The sequence below is a fragment of the Thauera sp. genome (genome assembly GCF_035444905.1).
Lineage (GTDB): Bacteria > Pseudomonadota > Gammaproteobacteria > Burkholderiales > Rhodocyclaceae > Thauera.
Window position 1 is genome coordinate 36,077 of the sequence record NZ_DAOMPS010000020.1, and the last position, 18,030, is coordinate 54,106.

The 18,030-nt window shown below is 68.8% G+C and carries 12 protein-coding genes; 2 read left to right on the top strand and 10 right to left on the bottom strand.

Annotated elements, in window-relative coordinates; all coding sequences use genetic code 11:
- Window positions 1-21 precede the first annotated feature (21 nt).
- Window positions 22-1,521 carry a lysine--tRNA ligase gene (gene lysS, locus PLC66_RS10895; protein ID WP_324540251.1) on the bottom strand — a complete coding sequence of 500 codons (1,500 nt, stop codon included), beginning with the start codon at window positions 1,519-1,521 and terminating at the stop codon, window positions 22-24.
- Window positions 1,522-1,748: 227 nt separating this feature from the next.
- Here lysS and PLC66_RS10900 point away from each other — a divergent pair, with 227 nt between their 5' ends.
- A complete protein-coding gene (locus PLC66_RS10900; RefSeq protein WP_324540253.1) occupies window positions 1,749-3,545 on the top strand; it encodes a methyl-accepting chemotaxis protein in 1,797 nt (598 codons plus the stop codon).
- 30 nt (window positions 3,546-3,575) lie between these two features.
- Here PLC66_RS10900 and PLC66_RS10905 read toward each other — a convergent pair whose 3' ends face one another.
- The 6 genes from PLC66_RS10905 to prfB all read right to left on the bottom strand — a co-directional run bounded on the left by PLC66_RS10905 (window position 3,576) and on the right by prfB (window position 11,917).
- The gene (locus tag PLC66_RS10905) at window positions 3,576-4,826 is read right to left on the bottom strand and encodes a toprim domain-containing protein (protein WP_324540255.1); all 1,251 of its coding nucleotides are present in this window, start codon (window positions 4,824-4,826) and stop codon (window positions 3,576-3,578) included.
- A gap of 10 nt (window positions 4,827-4,836) precedes the next feature.
- Window positions 4,837-7,629: an AAA family ATPase gene (locus tag PLC66_RS10910; protein ID WP_324540257.1), complete on the bottom strand. Its 2,793-nt coding sequence runs from the start codon at window positions 7,627-7,629 to the stop codon at window positions 4,837-4,839.
- A 21-nt stretch (window positions 7,630-7,650) separates the two neighbouring features.
- Complete coding sequence (gene trmA / locus PLC66_RS10915) at window positions 7,651-8,757, bottom strand: tRNA (uridine(54)-C5)-methyltransferase TrmA (protein ID WP_324540259.1); 1,107 nt, start codon at window positions 8,755-8,757, stop codon at window positions 7,651-7,653.
- A 3-nt stretch (window positions 8,758-8,760) separates the two neighbouring features.
- The gene (locus PLC66_RS10920) at window positions 8,761-9,471 is read right to left on the bottom strand and encodes a hypothetical protein (RefSeq protein ID WP_324540261.1); all 711 of its coding nucleotides are present in this window, start codon (window positions 9,469-9,471) and stop codon (window positions 8,761-8,763) included.
- A gap of 27 nt (window positions 9,472-9,498) precedes the next feature.
- Complete coding sequence (locus PLC66_RS10925; protein WP_324540264.1) at window positions 9,499-10,809, bottom strand: hypothetical protein; 1,311 nt, start codon at window positions 10,807-10,809, stop codon at window positions 9,499-9,501.
- Between the two features lie 3 nt (window positions 10,810-10,812).
- A protein-coding gene (prfB, locus tag PLC66_RS10930; RefSeq protein ID WP_324540265.1) for a peptide chain release factor 2 occupies window positions 10,813-11,917 on the bottom strand; the annotation gives its coding sequence in 2 pieces (ribosomal slippage) (window positions 10,813-11,835 and window positions 11,837-11,917; 1,104 coding nt in all).
- 227 nt (window positions 11,918-12,144) lie between these two features.
- Here prfB and PLC66_RS10935 point away from each other — a divergent pair.
- The gene (locus tag PLC66_RS10935; RefSeq protein ID WP_324540267.1) at window positions 12,145-14,796 is read left to right on the top strand and encodes a bifunctional diguanylate cyclase/phosphodiesterase; all 2,652 of its coding nucleotides are present in this window, start codon (window positions 12,145-12,147) and stop codon (window positions 14,794-14,796) included.
- A 14-nt stretch (window positions 14,797-14,810) separates the two neighbouring features.
- Here the strand turns inward: PLC66_RS10935 and PLC66_RS10940 are convergent, their stop codons facing one another.
- Genes PLC66_RS10940 through pdhA form a run of 3 tightly spaced genes read right to left on the bottom strand, consistent with a single transcriptional unit; the run spans window position 14,811 to window position 17,972 of the window.
- Window positions 14,811-15,914 carry a dihydrolipoamide acetyltransferase family protein gene (locus PLC66_RS10940; RefSeq protein ID WP_324540269.1) on the bottom strand — a complete coding sequence of 368 codons (1,104 nt, stop codon included), beginning with the start codon at window positions 15,912-15,914 and terminating at the stop codon, window positions 14,811-14,813.
- A complete protein-coding gene (locus tag PLC66_RS10945; RefSeq protein WP_324540271.1) occupies window positions 15,911-16,891 on the bottom strand; it encodes an alpha-ketoacid dehydrogenase subunit beta in 981 nt (326 codons plus the stop codon). Before PLC66_RS10945 ends, PLC66_RS10940 begins: the two co-directional genes overlap by 4 nt.
- A complete protein-coding gene (pdhA, locus tag PLC66_RS10950; protein WP_324540272.1) occupies window positions 16,884-17,972 on the bottom strand; it encodes a pyruvate dehydrogenase (acetyl-transferring) E1 component subunit alpha in 1,089 nt (362 codons plus the stop codon). Before pdhA ends, PLC66_RS10945 begins: the two co-directional genes overlap by 8 nt.
- Window positions 17,973-18,030: the final 58 nt, after the last annotated feature.

Sequence of the window (18,030 nt, forward strand, 5' to 3'; positions counted from 1 at the left end):
GCAGGCAGCGCGCTCAGGCGCTCATTCCTTGCGCATCTGCGGGAACAGGATGACGTCGCGGATCGAAGGGGCGTCGGTGAGCAGCATCACCAGACGGTCGATGCCGATGCCGCAGCCGCCGGTCGGGGGCAGGCCGTATTCGAGCGCGCGGATGTAGTCGGCATCGAAGTACATGGCCTCTTCGTCGCCGGCGTCCTTGGCCTGGACTTGGGCGAGGAAGCGCGCTGCCTGATCTTCGGCATCGTTGAGCTCGGAGAAGCCGTTGGCGATCTCGCGGCCGACGATGAAGAGCTCGAAGCGCTCGGTGATCTCGGGGTTGGTGTCCGAGGCACGCGCGAGCGGCGAGACCTCGACCGGGTAGTCGATGATGAAGGTCGGCTCCCACAGCTCGGCCTCGGCGCAGGCCTCGAACAGCTGCAGCTGCAGGCTGCCGAGGCCGCCCGGCTTCACCTTCTCGCCGAAGGCGACGATCTTTTCCTTCAGCCACTCGGCGTCGGCCAGTTGCTCGAGGCTGAAGCCCGGGTGGTACTTGCGGATCGCCTCGACGATGGTGAGGCGGTGGAAGGGACGGGACAGGTCGAGCTCGCGACCCTGATAGACGAAGGACTCGGTGCCGAGCGCCTCGCGTGCGGCCTGGCGGATGAGGCCCTCGGTGAAGTTCATCAGGCTGCGGTAGTCCGCATACGCCTCGTAGAACTCCATCATGGTGAATTCTGGGTTGTGGCGCGGCGACAGGCCCTCGTTGCGGAAGTTGCGGTTGACCTCGAACACCTTCTCGAAGCCACCGACCACCAGGCGCTTGAGGTAGAGCTCGGGCGCGATGCGCAGGAACAGCTCCATGTCGAGGGCGTTGTGGTGGGTGGTGAAGGGCTTGGCCGTCGCGCCGCCGGGAATCGGGTGCATCATCGGCGTCTCGACCTCGAGGAAGCCGTGGCCGGTCATGTAGTTGCGGATCGACTGCACGATGCGGCTGCGCGCCACGAAGGTGAAGCGTGTCTGCTCGTTCATGATCATGTCGACGTAGCGCTGGCGGTACTTCTGCTCGACGTCGGTGAGGCCGTGGAACTTGTCCGGCAGCGGACGCAGGCTCTTGGTCAGCAGGCGGATCTCGGCCGCCTTGACGGTGAGCTCGCCGGTCTTGGTCTTGAACACGGTGCCGACGCAGCCGACGATGTCGCCGATATCCCAGGTCTTGAAGTCGGCATACACCTCCTCGCCCACGCCGTCACGCTGCACGTAGAGCTGGATGCGGCCCGACAGGTCCTGGATGGTGATGAAGCTGGCCTTGCCCATCACGCGCTTGAGCATGATGCGGCCGGCTACCTTCACCTCGACCGGTGTCGCCTCGAGCGCCTCGGGCTCCTTGTCGCCGTACAGTTCGTCGAGCTTGCCGGCGGTGTTCTCGCGCGAGAAGTCGTTGGGGAAGGCGCGGCCACTGGCGCGCCAGGCGGCGAGTTTTTCGCGGCGCTCGGCGATCAGGTGGTTTTCATCCACGGGCGGGGTGTTGGTCTGCTCGGACATGGTGGCGATTTCGATTCGAGGGGAAATGGCGCGGGCGCGGAGGGCGTGTGCCGCGCGAAAGGCGTAATTGTGGCAGGGCCTGCAGGGCTGGGCAATTCTGGATGCGGATCACTGCGGCCGGCGGGCCCCGCCGGCCGTTCCGGCGGACTGGAGAATCGTGGCCTAAAGTACTCAAGCTGGGGACCGATAACAGCCCAATCGTTGTCGCCTTCACACGGGAATGCCCCATGAGCACCTTCAGGGAGCTGTACGAAACCATCGAGAAGACGTTCTGGAACTCGCTGACCAAGAAGCTCTTCAGCCTGTTGCTGCTGTTCGTCTTCAATCTCGGCTACCTGCTGGTCTGGCACTTTCAGCGCGCCGGCATCGAGGCCGCGCTGCAGGCGGGCGAGGTCCCGGCACACACCGCGGCCGCCGTGGCCGGGATCTTCGATGGCGGGCTCTACGCGATGCTTGGGCTGTCCGTGCTGGTGCTTGTGGTGATGGTGGGCCAGATCCTCTACCTGCGACACCTGATCGTGCGCCCGATCCGCGTCATCACCGGAATCTTCGACGAGATCTCGCGGGGCGAGGGTGACTTCTCGCGCGACCTGCCGCTGACCACGCATGACGAGTTGCGCGAGCTTGCCGCCAGCTACAACCGCTTCGCCGGGAAGATGCGCGAGATCATCGGCAAGGTGCGCCAGATGAGCGTGCGCATTGCGCGCGAGGCGGTGCAGGTCAAGCTCGGTGTCGAGACCTCGGCGCGCGATGCGCGCCAGCAGGGCGAGATGACCGAGACCGTGTTCGACGCCAGCACGCGCTCGACCGCCGCTATCGGCGAGGTGTCGCTCAATGCGCGCGAGATCGATGCGTCCACCCGGCGCAACCTCGAGATCGCCCGTCAGTCCCTGGGCGAGGTGCAGAACATCGAGGTCAAGATCAACGCCGTCGGCGAGAAGCTGCAGCGCTTCAACCACACCGTCGACGACCTGTCGCAGCGCTCGGAGAGCGTCAAGCAGATCGCCTCGCTGATCCGCGAGATTGCCGACCAGACCAACCTGCTCGCACTCAATGCGGCCATCGAGGCGGCGCGTGCGGGCGAGGCCGGGCGCGGCTTCGCCGTGGTCGCCGACGAGGTGCGCAAACTCGCCGAGCGCGTCAACAAGGCCACCCAGGAGATCGTCGGCAACATCAACGGCATGCTCGAGCTGGTGGGCGACACGCGCGCCGAAAACGAGGTGATCAACGTCGATGTGATGCAGACGCGCGTCGTCGTCGCCAACTCGGCCGACCAGTTCAACCACATGGTGGGTGAATTCGAGCGCACCAGCGAGCAGCTCATCCACATCGCTGCCGGCATGGAGTCGCTGACCGACACCAACGCCCATGTTCATGCCAATGTCACTGCCATCCACGATCTGTCGGGAACTGTCGTGCAGGAGATGGTCGATTGCGAGCGGCGCACACAGGAGCTCGCCAAGGCCACCGAGGCCGTGCAGGAGATGGTGTCGCGCTTCAAGATCGGCAGCGGCGCCTTCGACACGGTGGTGAACCAGACCCGCATCTTCCGCGATCGCATCCAGGCCGAACTGCATGCGATGGCCGATGCGCGCGTCGATGTCTTCGACCGCAGCTACCGTCCGGTCGCCGGCACCCATCCGCAGAAGTTCAAGGTGAGCTGGGGCGACGAATTCACCCGCCGCTGCCAGTCCATCCTTGACGAGTCGCTCGCCGCCGCGCGCGGCGCAGCCTTTGCCGTGGCGGTGAACACCGACAGCTACCTGTCGGCGCACAACAGCAAGTTCTCCAAGCCGCTGACCGGCGATCCCGCGCAGGATCTGAGCGGCAACCGCACCTGCCGCAAGTTCGAGCGCCCGCCCGAACTGCGCGCCGCCCGCAACACCGAGCCGATGCTGCTGCAGACCTACCTGCGCGACACCGGCGAGGTGCTGTGCGACATCGCCATGCCGATCAGCGTCGGCGGCCGCCACTGGGGCAACGTCCGCGTCGGCGTGCCGGCGGAGGCGCTGCTGGAGCGCTGAGCGAACTTGTCGGGGAAGGGGCGTGGCCGTTCAGAACAGGCCCTCCTGCTCACCCTTCTGCCCGGTTGCGCGCATGGCCTCGAGCAGGCCAGTGAGGGCGGGTGGTAGCGCTTGCTGCAGCAGACGATCGAGCAGGGCGAGGTCTCGTGGAGAGAGTTCGCGCTTGGCAGGAAGGCGATCTAGGGCATCTGCATCCATGCTGTCGGGCGTCCACGCCAGACCGCCCCCTTCCCATGGCGCCGCGGCGAGCAAGGCGATGGCGACACCGTCCGGGTCGGGGTCGCAGGCGATCTGCGCCGGGGCAGGTGCGAGGTGCAGCAGGTGCTGCATGGCCCGTAGCCACCAGCCCGGCGGATAGCCCGGCAGCCAGACGAGCGCCTCCTCGGGCGACAGGGTGGCGGCGAGGCGGTCGAACACCGTGCGATTCTCGACCAGTCGCCAGCGGCGGGGAGCCGGCTCGATCCGGGTGAGCGCATGAATCACGGCCGGAGGCACCCCGACGAAGGCAGGCACTGCATCCAGCTCCAGGGAACCTGTCAGCGTATGCGCTGCAAATGAAGCGCGCAGCAGCATCAGCGGCGCGTGGGCAACGATGCCGTCGGCGGCGAGGTCGAAGCGCGCTTCGAGCCAGGCCCAGTCGGCATCGGTAATGGCCTTCGTGTCGCCGCGCGCGAACAGCGAGAAGTCCCGCCGCGTGCCGGCACGCGGCGCACCCGCCGCGCGCGCTTCATCGCGCCAGCGCGCCAGCGCGTCGAGCAGATCGGCCCGCGCGAGCGCGGTTTTCGGCGCGCAGGTGTCGAGGTCGCGGGCGGCCGCTAGCAGATCGGGTGCCGCGTAGTCGAGCGCTTCGCGCCGTAGCTGCCAGGCCCGCAGGTCTGCATCCGGCTCGGCCAGACGCAGCCGTTGGCGCAGCCCCACCGGATCGGTGAAGCGGATGCGTTTCAGCGTCCAGCCGCTGTGGTCGCGTGCTTCCTCGAACTCCACCTGACCGTGCATGAGCAGGTGTTCATGCAGCGCCAGCGCGCTGTTTGCGCCTTCGGCGCCGGCCTTGCGCAGCAGGCTTTCCCACTGCAACCGGGTATCGGCGCTGATGGCGACCTTGAGCCACTGGGCGGCGAGGCGGCGCCACGCCGCTGGCCAGACCTCGGTGTCCGTGGGCTGGACGCGAAGCGCGCGGCGCAGGCGGCGTCCACGCAGACTCGATGCAGTGGCCTTGCCGAGCACGGCGGTGGAGATGCCACGCTCATCGGGTGCGCTCCAAGCGATCTCTTCCGCGCTCATCCTCGCAACCTCAATCCACCGCCCGCTGCAGCACCCCGATCGGCGGCGCCCAGTCGCTGCCCGGCTGCTTCTTGCGCGTGACCAGCGTCAGCTGCGCCGGGGCGAAGACGTTGGCGTTGTGGGTGACCGGGGTGGTGATCAGGTACTGGGCGCGGGTGGCGCGCAGGAAGGTGCCGACGCGGTCGATGTTGGCGACGTCCAGGTGTGCGAAGGGCTCGTCGATGAAGACGAAACCGCCCGGGCGCGCCTCGTCCATCAGCAGGCCGATCAGCAGGATCAGCGACTTCATGACCTGCTGGCCGCCGGAGGCCTCGCCGTCGTTCAGGCCCACCGCACCCTTGCGGTCGAAGTCGAAGCGCACCTCCAGCCCCGCCTGGGCGAGCGAGAGGTCGTCGTTTTCCAGGTGCGGGGTGGGGCAGTCCACGCTGACGTTGGCGAGCTCGCCGAGCGCCTTCAGGTTCTTCGCGTACTGGCGCACGGTGGCGCGCAGCTTGGCGATGTAGGCGGCGCGCGCGTTGTCGGTGTGCAGGCGGGCGGTGGTGCAGTAGCCCTGGCGGTTGAGGTAGTCGCGCTCGCGCACGGCGACGTCGGCGGCGAGGCGGTCGCGCACGACCAGCACCGCGGGGTCGGTGATCCAGTCGCCCTCGTCGAGGTGGCGGCGCAGGCGCTCGAGCTGCAGGCGGGCGCCGCGGGCGTCGCCGTACTTGTCGGCGAGCAGCGCGAGTTCGCTGGCGTCCAGCCAGTGCGCCGCCATGCCGCGCCGGCAGCGGCGCAGCTTCATGATGCGTTCGGCCTGGGCGTGGCGGCGCGGGCCGTGCTCGCGGGCGATGTCGGCCAGGCGCAGCTCGACCGCCTTGAGTTCGCGGTTGCGTCGATCGAGTTCGATCTGGATGCCGTTGAGCCTTTCGGCTAGGTGGTCGATCTCGCCGCGGGTCTCGCTGCGTTCGGCGATCGCTTCGGTGAGCGCCTTGCGCGCGGCGGGCAGCTCGGCCTCGGCGCTGGCGTAAGTCTCGGCCTTGGCGGCGAGCAGTTGCGCAGACTGCAGGCCGAGCAGGCGCTGGCGGATCGCGGTGAGCCGGGCCGCGGCGGCGTCGAGCCTGGGGCGCAGGGCCTGGAGCTGCTTGTCCAGTCCGGCGATCTCGTCCTGCAGGGCGGCGATGCGCGACTGGCGGGCGAGCTCGCCGAAGTGGAATTCCTGTGGCCGGCCGAGGTGGCGGGCGCCACGGCGTTCGCGATGGTAGCCGTCGCGGGTGATCCATTCCTGCTCGCGCGGGAGATCCCGCGCGGCCTCGGCGTCGTCGACGCGACGGATGCGGTTCAGCAGGTCGGTGAGCCAGCGCGGTACCGCGGCGCCGAACTCGACCACCTCGGCCAGGCTCATGCTGCGCGGCGGCGGCGCGGTCTCGCGCTCCGGTACGATGAAGTGGCGGAAGCGTTCGCGCTCGCCGAGCGCCCAGGCGGCGTGGCGGTCGCTTTCGCGCTCGAGCAGGATCAGGTGGCGGTAGGGGCGCAGGATGGCTTCGAGGGCGGCCTGCCAGGCGGGGTCGGTCACCTCCACCACCTCGGCGAGGCTGCGGTGGGCGATGCCTTCGGCGCTCAGCTTGACGCGGAAGCGTGCGACTTCGGCGTCGCCCGGCGGCCCGGCGCGGTTGCGCTCGCCGCGCAAGGTGTCGGTCCTGTCCTCGAAGGCCGCGAGCAGTTCGCGTTCCTTGCGGCGCAGGCCGGCAAGCGCGGTGTCGGCGTCCTCGTGCTCCTTTTCCAGTGCCACGGCGTCGGCGCCATGCTCGCTGGCGAGCTGGGCGCGCAGCACGTCGCGTTCGGCGAGCAGCTTCTCCAGGTCGCGCACGCGGTCGTGCGCGGCCAGGTAGCGTTGCTCGGTGGCGCTATCGGCGTCCTTGAGGCGCTTGCGCTCGGCCTGGGCGGCGCTCTGCTCGGCACGCACGATCTCCAGACACTGGCGCGACTCGCGCTGCTCGACCAGCTTGTCGCTGCGCTCGTGGCCGACGCGCTGCAAGGCCTCGCGCTCGGTGGCGATCTCGCGTTCGAGCTCGGCCACCTCCAGGCGCGGCACGATGTCGGCTTCCAGCGCCTGGATCTCGTCGGCGAGCTGCTTCCATTCCAGGAAGCGGTTGGCCTCGGCCTTCTTCTCCTCGGCCTGGGTCTTGAGGCGGTCGAGGTCGATGCCCAGCTCGCCGAGTTCGCGCTCGGCGGATTTCTGCTCCTCGCGCGCGGCCTGGTAGTTGTCCAGCACCTCCTTGTCACCGAAGACGTCGAACACCAGTTCGAGCAAGGCCTTGGGCGAGTACTCGCAAAGCTTGTCGGTGTCGCCCTGTTCCAGCGCCAGCACCTTGGTGATCGCCGGCGTCAGCCCGCCCCAGGCCAGCCGGTTCTGGTAGTCGCGCAGGCCGATCCAGTCGTTGGTCTGCTCGAGCGCCTCGATCGGCAGGTTGCCATCGACGATGGCGTAGTCGCGGATCCAGTCGCCGCCGGCCTTGCGGATGCGGCAGGCGAGCGTGACCTCGTCGGCCAGGCAGGGGAAGAAGGGTCGCTTGCCGGTGCTGCCCGGCAGGTTGGCGACCACCGCGCGGATCCAGGCGAAGCTGCGCTCGGCACGACGCACGTAGCGGCGAAAGTCGCGCTTGCCCGAGCAGCGCAGCGCGAACAGGGTGCGCAGGGCGTCGAGCAGGGTGGTCTTGCCCGAGCCGTTGGGGCCGACGATGGTGATGATCTGGGCGTCCAGCGGCAGCGCGAAGCGGCGCCAGAAGTCCCAGTGGACGAGCTCGAGGGTCTTGATGTGGAACATGGGCCTGGGTCGCGGTGAGGCTCAGCGCCGCTGCAGAAGCAGCCCGCACTCGAGGTGATGGGTGTAGGGGAACTGGTCGAAGGCCGCCGCCGCGGCGATGCGGTGGGTGGCGGCCAGGGCGGCGACGTTGTCGCGCAGGGTCTCCGGGTTGCAGGAGATGTAGAGGATGTGGTCGAAGCCCTTCGCCAGCGCGACCGTGCCGTCGTCGAGGCCGGCGCGCGGCGGGTCGACGAAGAGCGTGGAAAAGCGATAGCCGGCCAGGTCCACGCCCGCCATGCGGCGGTATTCGCGCCCGCCGGCGAGCGCGTCGCTGATCTCCTCGCTCGCCATGCGCACCAGGGTGACGTTGGAGACGCCGTTGTCGGCAAGGTTGGTGTGGGCGGCGCGCACCGAGGTCTTGCTCATCTCGGTGGCGAGCACGCGGCCGAACAGCGGCGCCAGCGCCACGGTGAAGTTGCCGTTGCCGCAGTAGAGCTCGAGCAGGTCGCCCGGGCCTTGCGGGCTTGCGCCCACCGCCTTTGCCTGCGCCCGCGCCCAGGTCAGCATGTGCTGGTTCACCCCGCCGTTGGGCTGGGTGAAGCTGCCCTCGAACTGCTGGTAGCGCAGGCGAAGGCCGTCGACCTCCAGCACCTCCTGCACCCAGTCGCGCCCGAGCACGATCTTCTGCTTGCGGCTGCGGCCGATGAGCTGGATGTCGAGCGCGGCGGCGAGTGCGCGCGCCGCGGCCTGCCAGGCCTCGTCGAGCGGGCGGTGGTAGACCAGGCTCACCAGGCATTCGCCGCTCAGCGTGGCGAGGAACTCGACCTGGAAGATCTTGCGCCGCAGCGCTTCGCTGGCCTGGAGCGCGTCGCGCAGGCGAGGCATCAGGCGGTCGATCGGCTCGGCGGCGGCGGGGAAGGTCTCGAGCAGGATGGGCTGCTTCGGGTCGGCGCTGTCGAACATCGCGTAGTCGACGCGGCCGTCGTGGTGCCACAGGCGGAACTCGGCGCGCAGCCGGTAGTGCAGCGGCGCGGAGCGGAAGACTGCGGGTTCGGGCAGGTCGAAGGCGGCGAAGTCGGCGCGGTAGCGGTCGAGCTTGGCAGCGAGCTGTGCCTCGTAGCGCGCGGGGTCGATGACGGGCAGGGCCATGGCTCAGCGCGCCTCCTCTTCGTCGTCGGCTTCGTCGGGAAGCCTGTCGGCCTGGGCGAAGGCATTGGCGTCGGGCAGCGGGTGGCCGGCGGCGGCGAGCACTTCGCCCAGGGTGCCGTGGATGATGCGGTCGGCCATCACCCGGTAGTCGAGCGCCAGATCCAGCAGCGGGCCCTCGCTGATCAGGCCGTTGCGGCGCTCAATGAAGCCGAGGCGGACGAGCTTGCCGAGCATGAAGTTGCGCACCTTGGTGCGTCCGCCCAGGCGCGGGCCGAAGTCGGCGATCAGCGAGGCCTCGGTGAGCGTGCCGGACACCGACTCGCCGTGCGCGACCGGCTTGTCGCCGCCGAAGAGGTCGGTCTGGCCATCATCGACCAGCTCGCGCCGGGTGACCTGGCGCTCGCGCTTGGGCAGCACGATCAGCGACCAGATGATCACCAGCAGGGCGACTTCGTCGCGGTTCAGGCCGAGGTTGCTGGCCGCGTATTCGCGCCCGGCGCCGAACACCGGCTCGGCCAGTTCGGGCTGCAGCGCGACACCGATGTGGGCGGCGTAGGGGTTGTCGAGCAGGCGCAGGCCGACCTCGGCCAGGCGACGGTCGAGCTCGAGGCGAAAGGTCTCGTCCACCAGCGCGCGCCGCACCAGGCGGTCGGTGCGCGGCAGCCAGCGCTGCGCGAGCAGGCGCGCGGTGAGGGTCTTGAGTTCGTGTTCCATGAGGGGCGCGGCGTGTCGGCGGCGGGCTCAGCCCGCCGCCTGGGGCTGTAGGGTGGAGACGGGGGCGGTGGCGGTGGCGGGCATGCGCGGGCGCACTTCGCCCAGCGTCATCGCGGCGATTTCGTCCGCGCCGACCGCGGTCAGGCGGTCGCCGAAGTCGACCTCCACCGGCAGCCGCATGAGGTTGCCGACCGGACCGTCTTCGGGGCCGGCTTCGGCACCGTCGGCCAGCAGCGCGAGCAGCGACAGGCGATAGCTGGCGGGGGCGAAACCGCCGCCGGCGACGACCTGATGCAGCGGCTGGGGCGCGGGCAGGGCCGCGAGGCGGTGGGTGAAGTGCTCGAGCAGGCGCAGGTCCTCGGCCTGCAGGGCGACATCCGAGGCAGCCTCGTCGGGTGGCGGCAGGCCGGCCGACGATTCGGCGGCGGTGGCCTCGCCTTCGAGCATCGCCTCGGCGCGATCGAGCAGTTCGTGGCCGCCGGCCAGCAGCGCCAGCTCAGGCACCGCGGCGAAGCTGTCACCCGCCAGGCCGGCAAGGACGCTTGCGTCGAGGCTGCGCAGCCAGGCAGCGACGTCGGACGAGGAAATGCCCGAGCCGCCGAGCGTCACCCGCTGCGCCTCGATCTTGTTCAGCGCGCGCTGGAAGGACGCATCGACCCGTGCCAGGCGCGACTGCGCCAGGCCGATGCGCTGCGCGATGCGGGCGATGTCGAAATCGACCTCGGGGTCGGCGAGCAGCTTGTTGAGGATGTCGGTGCCGCGCTCGAGCCAGCGCCCGTTGGCCGACAAGCGGCGGCGGGCGTCGAGGATGCGGAACTCCGATCCGGAGGCGATCGCTTCCTCGAAGTGCCAGCTGAGGTCGTTGAGCTTGGACAGCAGATGGCCGAGGGCTTCGGGCGTGATGCTGCCCACCGCCTGCAGGCCGGCGAGCTGGGCGGTGAGAAAGCCCAGCTCGGCGTCCTCTTCCTCGCCGAAGCGCAGCAGCATCGCGATCGCTGCGACGGCGTTGCGGCCGACGTCGGAGAACGCGTAGTGGCCGTCCTCGCCGATGGCGAGCAGGCCGTTGTCACGCAGGCGCTTCAGCACCGTCTCGAGCTTGACCGGGTCGAGATAGGTGAAGCGCGCGCGCAGCGCCTCGGGCGACCAGCGCGGCGAGTCTGCCTCGCGGCCGATCTCGCGCAGCACCAGCAGGCGCATCAGCACCTCGGCTTCGGTGCCGCGGAACAGCGTGATGAAGGCGTCGAGCAGCGGCCGCGCCGAGCTGAGCGCGGCCAGCTCGGGCACTTCGTCGGCGTCGACGCCGTGCGCCAGGAAGTCGGAGAGGAAGGGCTCGGTCAAACCTCAGACGCCCTGCTTGAGGCTCGCCGCGATGAAGTCGTCGAGGTCGCCGTCGAGCACGGCCTGGGTGTTGCCGACTTCGTAGTTGGTACGCAGATCCTTGATGCGCGACTGGTCGAGCACGTAGCTGCGGATCTGGTGACCCCAGCCGATGTCGCTCTTGGAGTCTTCCAGCTTCTGCTGCTCGGACTGGCGCTTGCGCAGCTCGGCCTCGTACAGTCGGGCGCGCAGCATGGACATGGCTTCGGCCTTGTTCTTGTGCTGCGAGCGGTCGTTCTGGCACTGCACGACGATGCCGGTGGGCTCATGCGTGATGCGCACCGCCGAGTCGGTCTTGTTGATGTGCTGGCCGCCGGCGCCCGAGGCGCGGTAGGTGTCGATGCGCAGGTCGGCGGGGTTGATCTCGATCTCGATCGAGTCGTCGACCTCCGGATAGACGAACACCGAGGTGAAGCTGGTGTGGCGGCGGGCGTTGGAGTCGAAGGGCGACTTGCGCACCAGGCGATGGATGCCGGTCTCGGTACGCAGGTAGCCGTAGGCGTAGTCGCCGCTGAACTTGATCGTGCAGTTCTTGATGCCGGCGACCTCGCCCTCGGTCTCTTCCATCAGCTCGACGTTGAAGCCTTTCTTCTCGCCGTAGCGCAGGTACATGCGCTCGAGCATGCCGGCCCAGTCCTGGGCCTCGGTGCCGCCGGCGCCGGCCTGGATCTCGATGAAGCAGTTGTTGGGGTCCATCGGGTTGCTGAACATGCGGCGGAACTCGAGCTTCTCGATCGCGTCCTGCAGCTCGACGAGGTCGGCCTCGACAGCCTCGAAGGTGTCGTCGTCGTCCTCCGCCTCGGCGAGCTCATACAGGTCCTTGAGCTCGCGCGACTGCGCATCGATCTTCTGCAGCGTCAGCACGACATCTTCGAGCTGGCGCTTTTCCTTGCCGAGTTCCTGGGCGCGCTCGGCGTTGTTCCACACCGCAGGGTCTTCCAGTGCGCGGTTTACTTCCTCGAGCTTCGATGCTTTCTCGTCGTAGTCAAAGATACCTCCGTAGTTCGCGACCGCGGGCGGCGAGGTCGGCGAGTTTCTCGGCGAGGGCGTTCTGGCGTTCGGCTTCCATGGTGAGGGCTCCGGCTCGATCTGGGAAACCGCGCATTATAACGGCAGGCCGCCGTGGGCTGCAGTCGGGTTTGTGGCCCGGGCAGTAAGTAGTAAGTGCCGGCCTTGCGCGGGGCGCCCGCGAGACACGCGGAATCACTGGAAGCGAGCGGCCCGGCGCAGTTAACATCCAGGCTGGATCGAAGACGAACCGAACGTCATCGCCCCCCACCTTCGTCCGGCGGACCTATGCATCAGAACAAGAAGACGGTTTTCCTGGCCTTGATCGCCACCGTGCTGGGGCTCAATGCCTTCATCGGGGGCCTGCTGGCGTATGCGCTGTCAGCCGCGAAGGAGCGCAAGGAGCAGGAGGTGCGCACCACCGTCGAGAACATGGCGCTGCTGCTCGACCAGAGCGTGACCGCTTCGGTGCGGGAGATTGAGCTGCTGTTGCGCGAGTTGCAGGTCCACCTCGAGCATGAGCTGCGCGAAGGGCGGCCGCTTGTCGGCGGCGCGATGAGCGATCTGATTGCCGAGCATGGGGGCTGGCTGTCGCAGCCGGCCGAGATTCGGGTCACGGATGCCTCCGGGGCGGTGGTGCTCGGTCACGGCGTGACCCCGGAAACGAAGGTGAACGCTTCCAACCGTGACTTCTTCATCGAGCACCGTGAGAAGGACGATGGCCGCACACGGGCGAGTAAGCTGATCTATGGCCGGGTCGCCGAAACCTGGGTCGTCGTGTTCTCGCGGCGCTACAACGCGCCCGATGGCCGCTTTGCAGGCATTGTCGTGGCGGCGGTATCCGCCGCCTATTTTCAGGAACTGTTGTCGGGCCTCCGGTTGGGGCCGCACGGCATTGCGCTGATACGCGACCAGGACATGGTGATGATCGCGCGCTGGCCGGTGCTGGACTCGCCTGCGGGGGCGATCGGCAGCCGTGGCGGTTCGCAGGAACTGAGCGACATCGTCGCCTCCGGGGTGCCGGCGCAATCGTTCTACAGCACGCGCACCGCGGACGGCGTCACGCGCATCAATGCCTACCGCAGGCTCGAGCGCATGCCGGCTTTCGTCGTCCTCGGCTGGGGCGAGAAGGACTACCTGACGCAATGGCACGAGGATGTGCGCAAGGCAATGCTGCTGTGGATGTTGTTCCTTGCGGTCACGGTGCTGGCGGGCGGGCTGCTGTGGCGCCTGGTCAATGCCAACGCGCGCGCCAACCAGCGCAGCCGCATCCTGCTGCAAAACGCGAGCGACGGCATCCACATCATGGATGGGGATGGCAACGTGGTCGAGGCCAGCGATGCCTTCTGCCGCATGCTCGGTTACGCGCACGGCGACATCATCGGCATGAACGTGTCGCAATGGGATGCGTACTACCCCGAGCAGGCCTTGCGCGAGGGGCTGTCGCGCCTGCTCGCGTCGAGTGAGGTCCACACCTTCGAGTCGGCCTATCGGCGCAAGGATGGCAGCGTGCTGCCGGTCGAGATCAGCGCCTTTCCGCTCGAGGTCGATGGCAAGACGGTGCTGTTCAATTCAGCGCGCGACATCACGGCGCGTAAGTCGTCCGAGGCCGAGGTCAGGCGGCTCGCCTACTTCGACCCCCTGACCGGCCTGCCCAACCGCCGCCTGTTGATGGAGCGGCTCGAGTTTGCGCTCGAGGCCTGTGCGCGTGACGGGAGCAAGGGTGCCTTGCTGTTCATCGATCTCGACAACTTCAAGGCCGTCAACGACACCGTGGGCCACGCCGAGGGCGATCGCCTGCTCGAGCAGGTCGCGGCCATCCTCATCCACTGCGTGCGCCGGGACGACACCGTGGCCCGCTTGGGCGGCGATGAGTTTGTCGTCATGCTGCAGGATCTGGGCGGCGATGGCACGGAGGCGAGCCACCATGCCGAAGCGATCGGCAGCAAGATCCTGCAGGCCCTGCACAAGCGCTTCGAGCTCGGCAGCTCCGAGCATCGGGTCTCTGCCAGCGTGGGCGTGACGCTGTTCGGCGACCACCCGGGCGAGCGCGTCGAGGAGCCGCTCAAGCGCGCCGACATGGCGATGTATCAGGCCAAGCTCGCCGGGCGCAATGCGCTGCGCTTCTTCGATCCGAAGATGCAGGCCGAGGTGAGCGCGCGGGCCGCGGTGGAGGCCGGCCTGTGGGAGGCGATGGAAAAGCAGCAGTTCCTGCTGCAATACCAGCCCCAGATCGCCGCTGACGGTACGGTGATCGGCGTGGAGGCCCTGGTGCGCTGGCGCCATCCCGAGCGCGGCGTGATCCCGCCCGGCGAGTTCATCCCGCTGGCCGAGGAGAGCGGTCTTATCCTGCCGCTGGGGCGCTGGGTGCTCGAGACGGCCTGCGCACAACTGGCGGCCTGGGCATGGGACCCCCGGCGTGCGCAGCTCAAGATCGCCGTCAATGTCAGCGCGCGCCAGTTCAGGCAGGAAGACTTCGTTGCCGAAGTGTTGAACGCGCTCGAGCACTCGGGGGCGAATCCGGCCCGCCTTGAGCTGGAACTGACCGAGAGCTCGCTCGTTACCGATATCGACAGGGTCGGGGCCAAGATGGATGCGCTCAAGGCGCGCGGGGTTGGCTTCTCGCTCGACGACTTCGGCACCGGCTATTCCTCGCTCGCCTACCTCAAGCGCCTGCCGCTGGAGCAGCTGAAGATCGACCAGGGTTTCGTGCGCGACATCCTGATCGACCCCAACGACGCGGCCATCGCGCGCATGATCATCGTGCTCGCCGACAACCTGGGCCTGGGCGTGGTCGCCGAGGGCGTGGAAAGCGACGAGCAGCGCGCCTTCCTCGCCGAGCAAGGCTGTCGTATCTACCAGGGCTACCTGTTCAGCCGCCCCTTGGCGCTGGCCGAGCTCGAGGCCTTCCTCGACGCACGGCGGGCCATCGCCGTGTAGGCCGCAGGCCCGCTTCAGGACGCTTGTTGGAGGTCCTCGATCACCGCCTTCAGGAAGCGTGCCGCCTCGCCGCCGGTGACCACGCGGTGGTCGAAGGACAGGCTCAGCGGCAGCACGCGGCGTACGGCGGGCTTGCCATCGACCGGCAACACCTGTTCGTGCACCCGTCCTGCGCCGAGGATGGCGACCGTGGGCGGCAGCACGATGGGCGAGGCGTACTTGCCGCCGATCATGCCGAAGTTCGACAGCGTGATCGTGTTGCCGCGCAGCTCCTCGGCCGGAATCTTGCGCGCGAGCACGTCGGCGCGCATGCGCTCGAGGCCGGCGCGCAGGTCGGCAGCGTCGCGCTGGGCGACGTCGCGCAGCACCGGCACGAACAGGCCTTCGGGCAGGTCGAGCGCGATGCCGACGTCGATGCGGCTGACCAGGCGGCGGCCCATGTTGTGGCTCTCGTACCAGGCGTTGAGCGCGGGCTCGGCGCGGCAGCCGGCCACCAGCGCGCGGATCAGGCGGATGGTGATGTCGGCGTCGGGCGCCCAGGCCTGGATGTCGGCGTCGTCGATGACGGTGGCGGCGGCGACTTCGTTCTGCGCCAGGGTCATGTTCTGCGCCATCGCCCGGCGCACGCCGCGCAGGATCTCGGCCGGGCCCACCTCGGACAGGATCTTCGCCACGCGCTTGATGTCGGCGGTGGTGATGACGCCATCCGGGCCGGAGGGGGTCACCATCTCGAGCTCGACATTGAGCTGGCGGGCCAGCGCGCGCACCGCCGGCGTCGCACGGATGGCGGCGCCGGCGTGGCTGACGGCGGCGGGCGCTTCGGCCTTCACCTCGCTGCCGACCTGCACCTCGCCGACCACGGTGCCGCTGTCGGCCTCTTCGCCCGCGCCCTCGAAGCCGACCAGAGGGGCGCCCACGTGCACCACCTTGCCGGCCTCGCAGTACAGCGTCGCCACGCGGCCGGCATAGGGGGAGGGGATCTCGACGATCGCCTTGGCCGTCTCCACCGACACCAGCGGCTGGTCGGCGGCGATCTCGTCGCCGGCCTTGACGTGCCATTCGACGACTTCGGCTTCCTGCAGGCCTTCGCCCAGGTCGGGCAGCTTGAAGATCTTCATGATCCCTCCAGGGTCTTTCTGGCCGCGGCGACGATGCGTTCGACGCTCGGCAGGTACTGGTACTCGAGGCGCGACAGTGGCATCACCGTGTCGTAGCCGGTGACCCGCTGCACCGGCGCGAGCAGCGAGTACAGCCCTTCCTCGGCGAGATTGGCAGCGATCTCGGCGCCCAGGCCGGCGCTGCGGGCCGCCTCGTGCACGATCACGCAGCGCCCGGTGCGCGCCACCGACTCCAGGATGGTCGGCATGTCGAGCGGCTTGAGGGTGGCGACGTCGATCACTTCGGCGCTGATGCCCTCTGCCGCCAGCGCGTCGGCCGCGGCCTGGGTCTCGTGCAGCATCGCGCCCCAGCTCACCAGGGTGAGGTCGCTGCCGCTGCGCAGGGTGAAGCAGACATCGAGCGGCAAGGCCTCGCCATCGTCCTCGACCGGCTGGCGGAACAGGCGGTAGAGACGGGTCGGCTCGAGGAACATCACCGGGTCGGGGTCGCGGATCGCCGCCAGCAGCAGGCCGTAGGCGCGTGCCGGGGAGGAGGGCACGACCACGCGCAGGCCCGGCGTGTGGGCAAGCAGCGCCTCCGGGCTTTCGGAGTGGTGCTCGGGCGCATGGATGCCGCCGCCGCAGGGCGTGCGCAACACCATCGGGCAGGCGAGGCGGCCGCGGGTGCGATTGCGCAGGCGCGCAGCGTGGTTGATGAGGTGATCGAGCGCCGGGTACAGGAAGCCCGAGAACTGGATCTCGGCCACCGGCTTGAGCCCCATCGCCGCCATGCCGATCGCGGTGCCGGCGATGGCGGTCTCGGCCAGCGGCGTGTCGATCACGCGTTCGGCCCCGAAGCGCTGCTGCAGGCCGACGGTGGCGCGAAACACGCCGCCGTTGGCGCCGATGTCTTCACCGAGCAGCACGACCGCCGGGTCGTTCTCCATTTCACGGCCGAGGGCCAGGTTGACCGCCTCGACAAGATTGATCTCAGCCATGATCGCCTCCGCTCGGTGGGGCGAAGTGCAGCGCCATCTCGCGCTGCGCTTCGAAGGCCTTGGGCAGCTCGGCGTGCAGGTGCTCGAACATGGCGGCCGTCTGCGGTGGCGGGGTGGCGAGGTAGTCCTCGACCGCGGCATTGACCGCCTCAGTGCAGTCGTGGGCGAGCGCCTCCTCCTGCTCCTTGCCCCAGGCGCCGAGGCGTAGCAGGTGGTTGCGCAACCGGGTGAGCGGCTCGAACGACCATTGTTCCTGCACCAGTGCCGGATCGCGGTAGCGCGAGGCGTCATCGGCGGTGGTGTGGTCGCCGAGGCGGTAGGTCAGCGCCTCGATGACGCTCGGCCCGCCGCCGGCGCGTGCCTTGTCGATCGCCTGCTGGGCGACGTGGCGTACCGCGACGACGTCGTTGCCATCGACCTGACAGGCCTCGATGCCGGCGGCGATCGCCTTTTGCGCCAGCGTCGCCGAGGCCGTCTGCGCGCTGCGCGGCACCGAGATCGCCCATTGGTTGTTGCTGACGATCAGGACCAGCGGCGCCTGCCACACCGCGGCGAAGTTCATGCCTTCGTAGAAGTCGCCCTTCGAGCTCGCGCCGTCGCCGAGAAAGCACACCGCCACACGCGCCTCGCGCCTGAGCTTGAATGCATAGGCGGCGCCCGCGGCGTGGCAAACCTGGGTGGCGATCGGCACGCAGATCGGGAAGTCGTTGCGCGGGCCGGCGAAGTCGCTGCCGCGCTCGTCACCGCCCCAGTAGCGCAGGCTCTCGGTCATGGTCACGCCGCGCAGCAACTGCGCCGCGTGTTCGCGGTAGGACGGAAACAGCACGTCCTCGGGCAGCATCGCGCTTGCCACGCCGACGCCGATCGCCTCCTGGCCGAGGGCAGAGGCGAAGGTGCCGAGCTTGCCGGTGCGCTGCAGTGCGATCGCCTTCGCATCGAAGGTGCGCGTCAGGTACATCGCACGGTAAAGGGGCAGCAGTGCCGCGGCGTCGTGCGCGAGATCGGGAAGCGGGGCGAGGACTTCGCCCTGGGGGTCGAGGAAGCGGACGTGATCGATCTGGAAGCGGGCGACGGTGCTCATGGCAATCTCCGTTTCAGTCTCGCTGCGGCTCGAATGACGCCGCCACGACACGGCAGCA

What these genes read in the sequence shown, in the direction of transcription:
- PLC66_RS10940 (WP_324540269.1), bottom strand. Translation starts at nt 15,914, where the DNA reads ATGAAGATCTTCAAGCTGCCCGACCTGGGCGAAGGCCTGCAGGAAGCC.
- PLC66_RS10905 (WP_324540255.1), bottom strand. Translation starts at nt 4,826, where the DNA reads ATGAGCGCGGAAGAGATCGCTTGGAGCGCACCCGATGAGCGTGGCATC.
- PLC66_RS10935 (WP_324540267.1), top strand. Translation starts at nt 12,145, where the DNA reads ATGCATCAGAACAAGAAGACGGTTTTCCTGGCCTTGATCGCCACCGTG.
- PLC66_RS10920 (WP_324540261.1), bottom strand. Translation starts at nt 9,471, where the DNA reads ATGGAACACGAACTCAAGACCCTCACCGCGCGCCTGCTCGCGCAGCGC.
- trmA (WP_324540259.1), bottom strand. Translation starts at nt 8,757, where the DNA reads ATGGCCCTGCCCGTCATCGACCCCGCGCGCTACGAGGCACAGCTCGCT.
- lysS (WP_324540251.1), bottom strand. Translation starts at nt 1,521, where the DNA reads ATGTCCGAGCAGACCAACACCCCGCCCGTGGATGAAAACCACCTGATC.
- PLC66_RS10945 (WP_324540271.1), bottom strand. Translation starts at nt 16,891, where the DNA reads ATGGCTGAGATCAATCTTGTCGAGGCGGTCAACCTGGCCCTCGGCCGT.
- PLC66_RS10910 (WP_324540257.1), bottom strand. Translation starts at nt 7,629, where the DNA reads ATGTTCCACATCAAGACCCTCGAGCTCGTCCACTGGGACTTCTGGCGC.
- pdhA (WP_324540272.1), bottom strand. Translation starts at nt 17,972, where the DNA reads ATGAGCACCGTCGCCCGCTTCCAGATCGATCACGTCCGCTTCCTCGAC.
- PLC66_RS10900 (WP_324540253.1), top strand. Translation starts at nt 1,749, where the DNA reads ATGAGCACCTTCAGGGAGCTGTACGAAACCATCGAGAAGACGTTCTGG.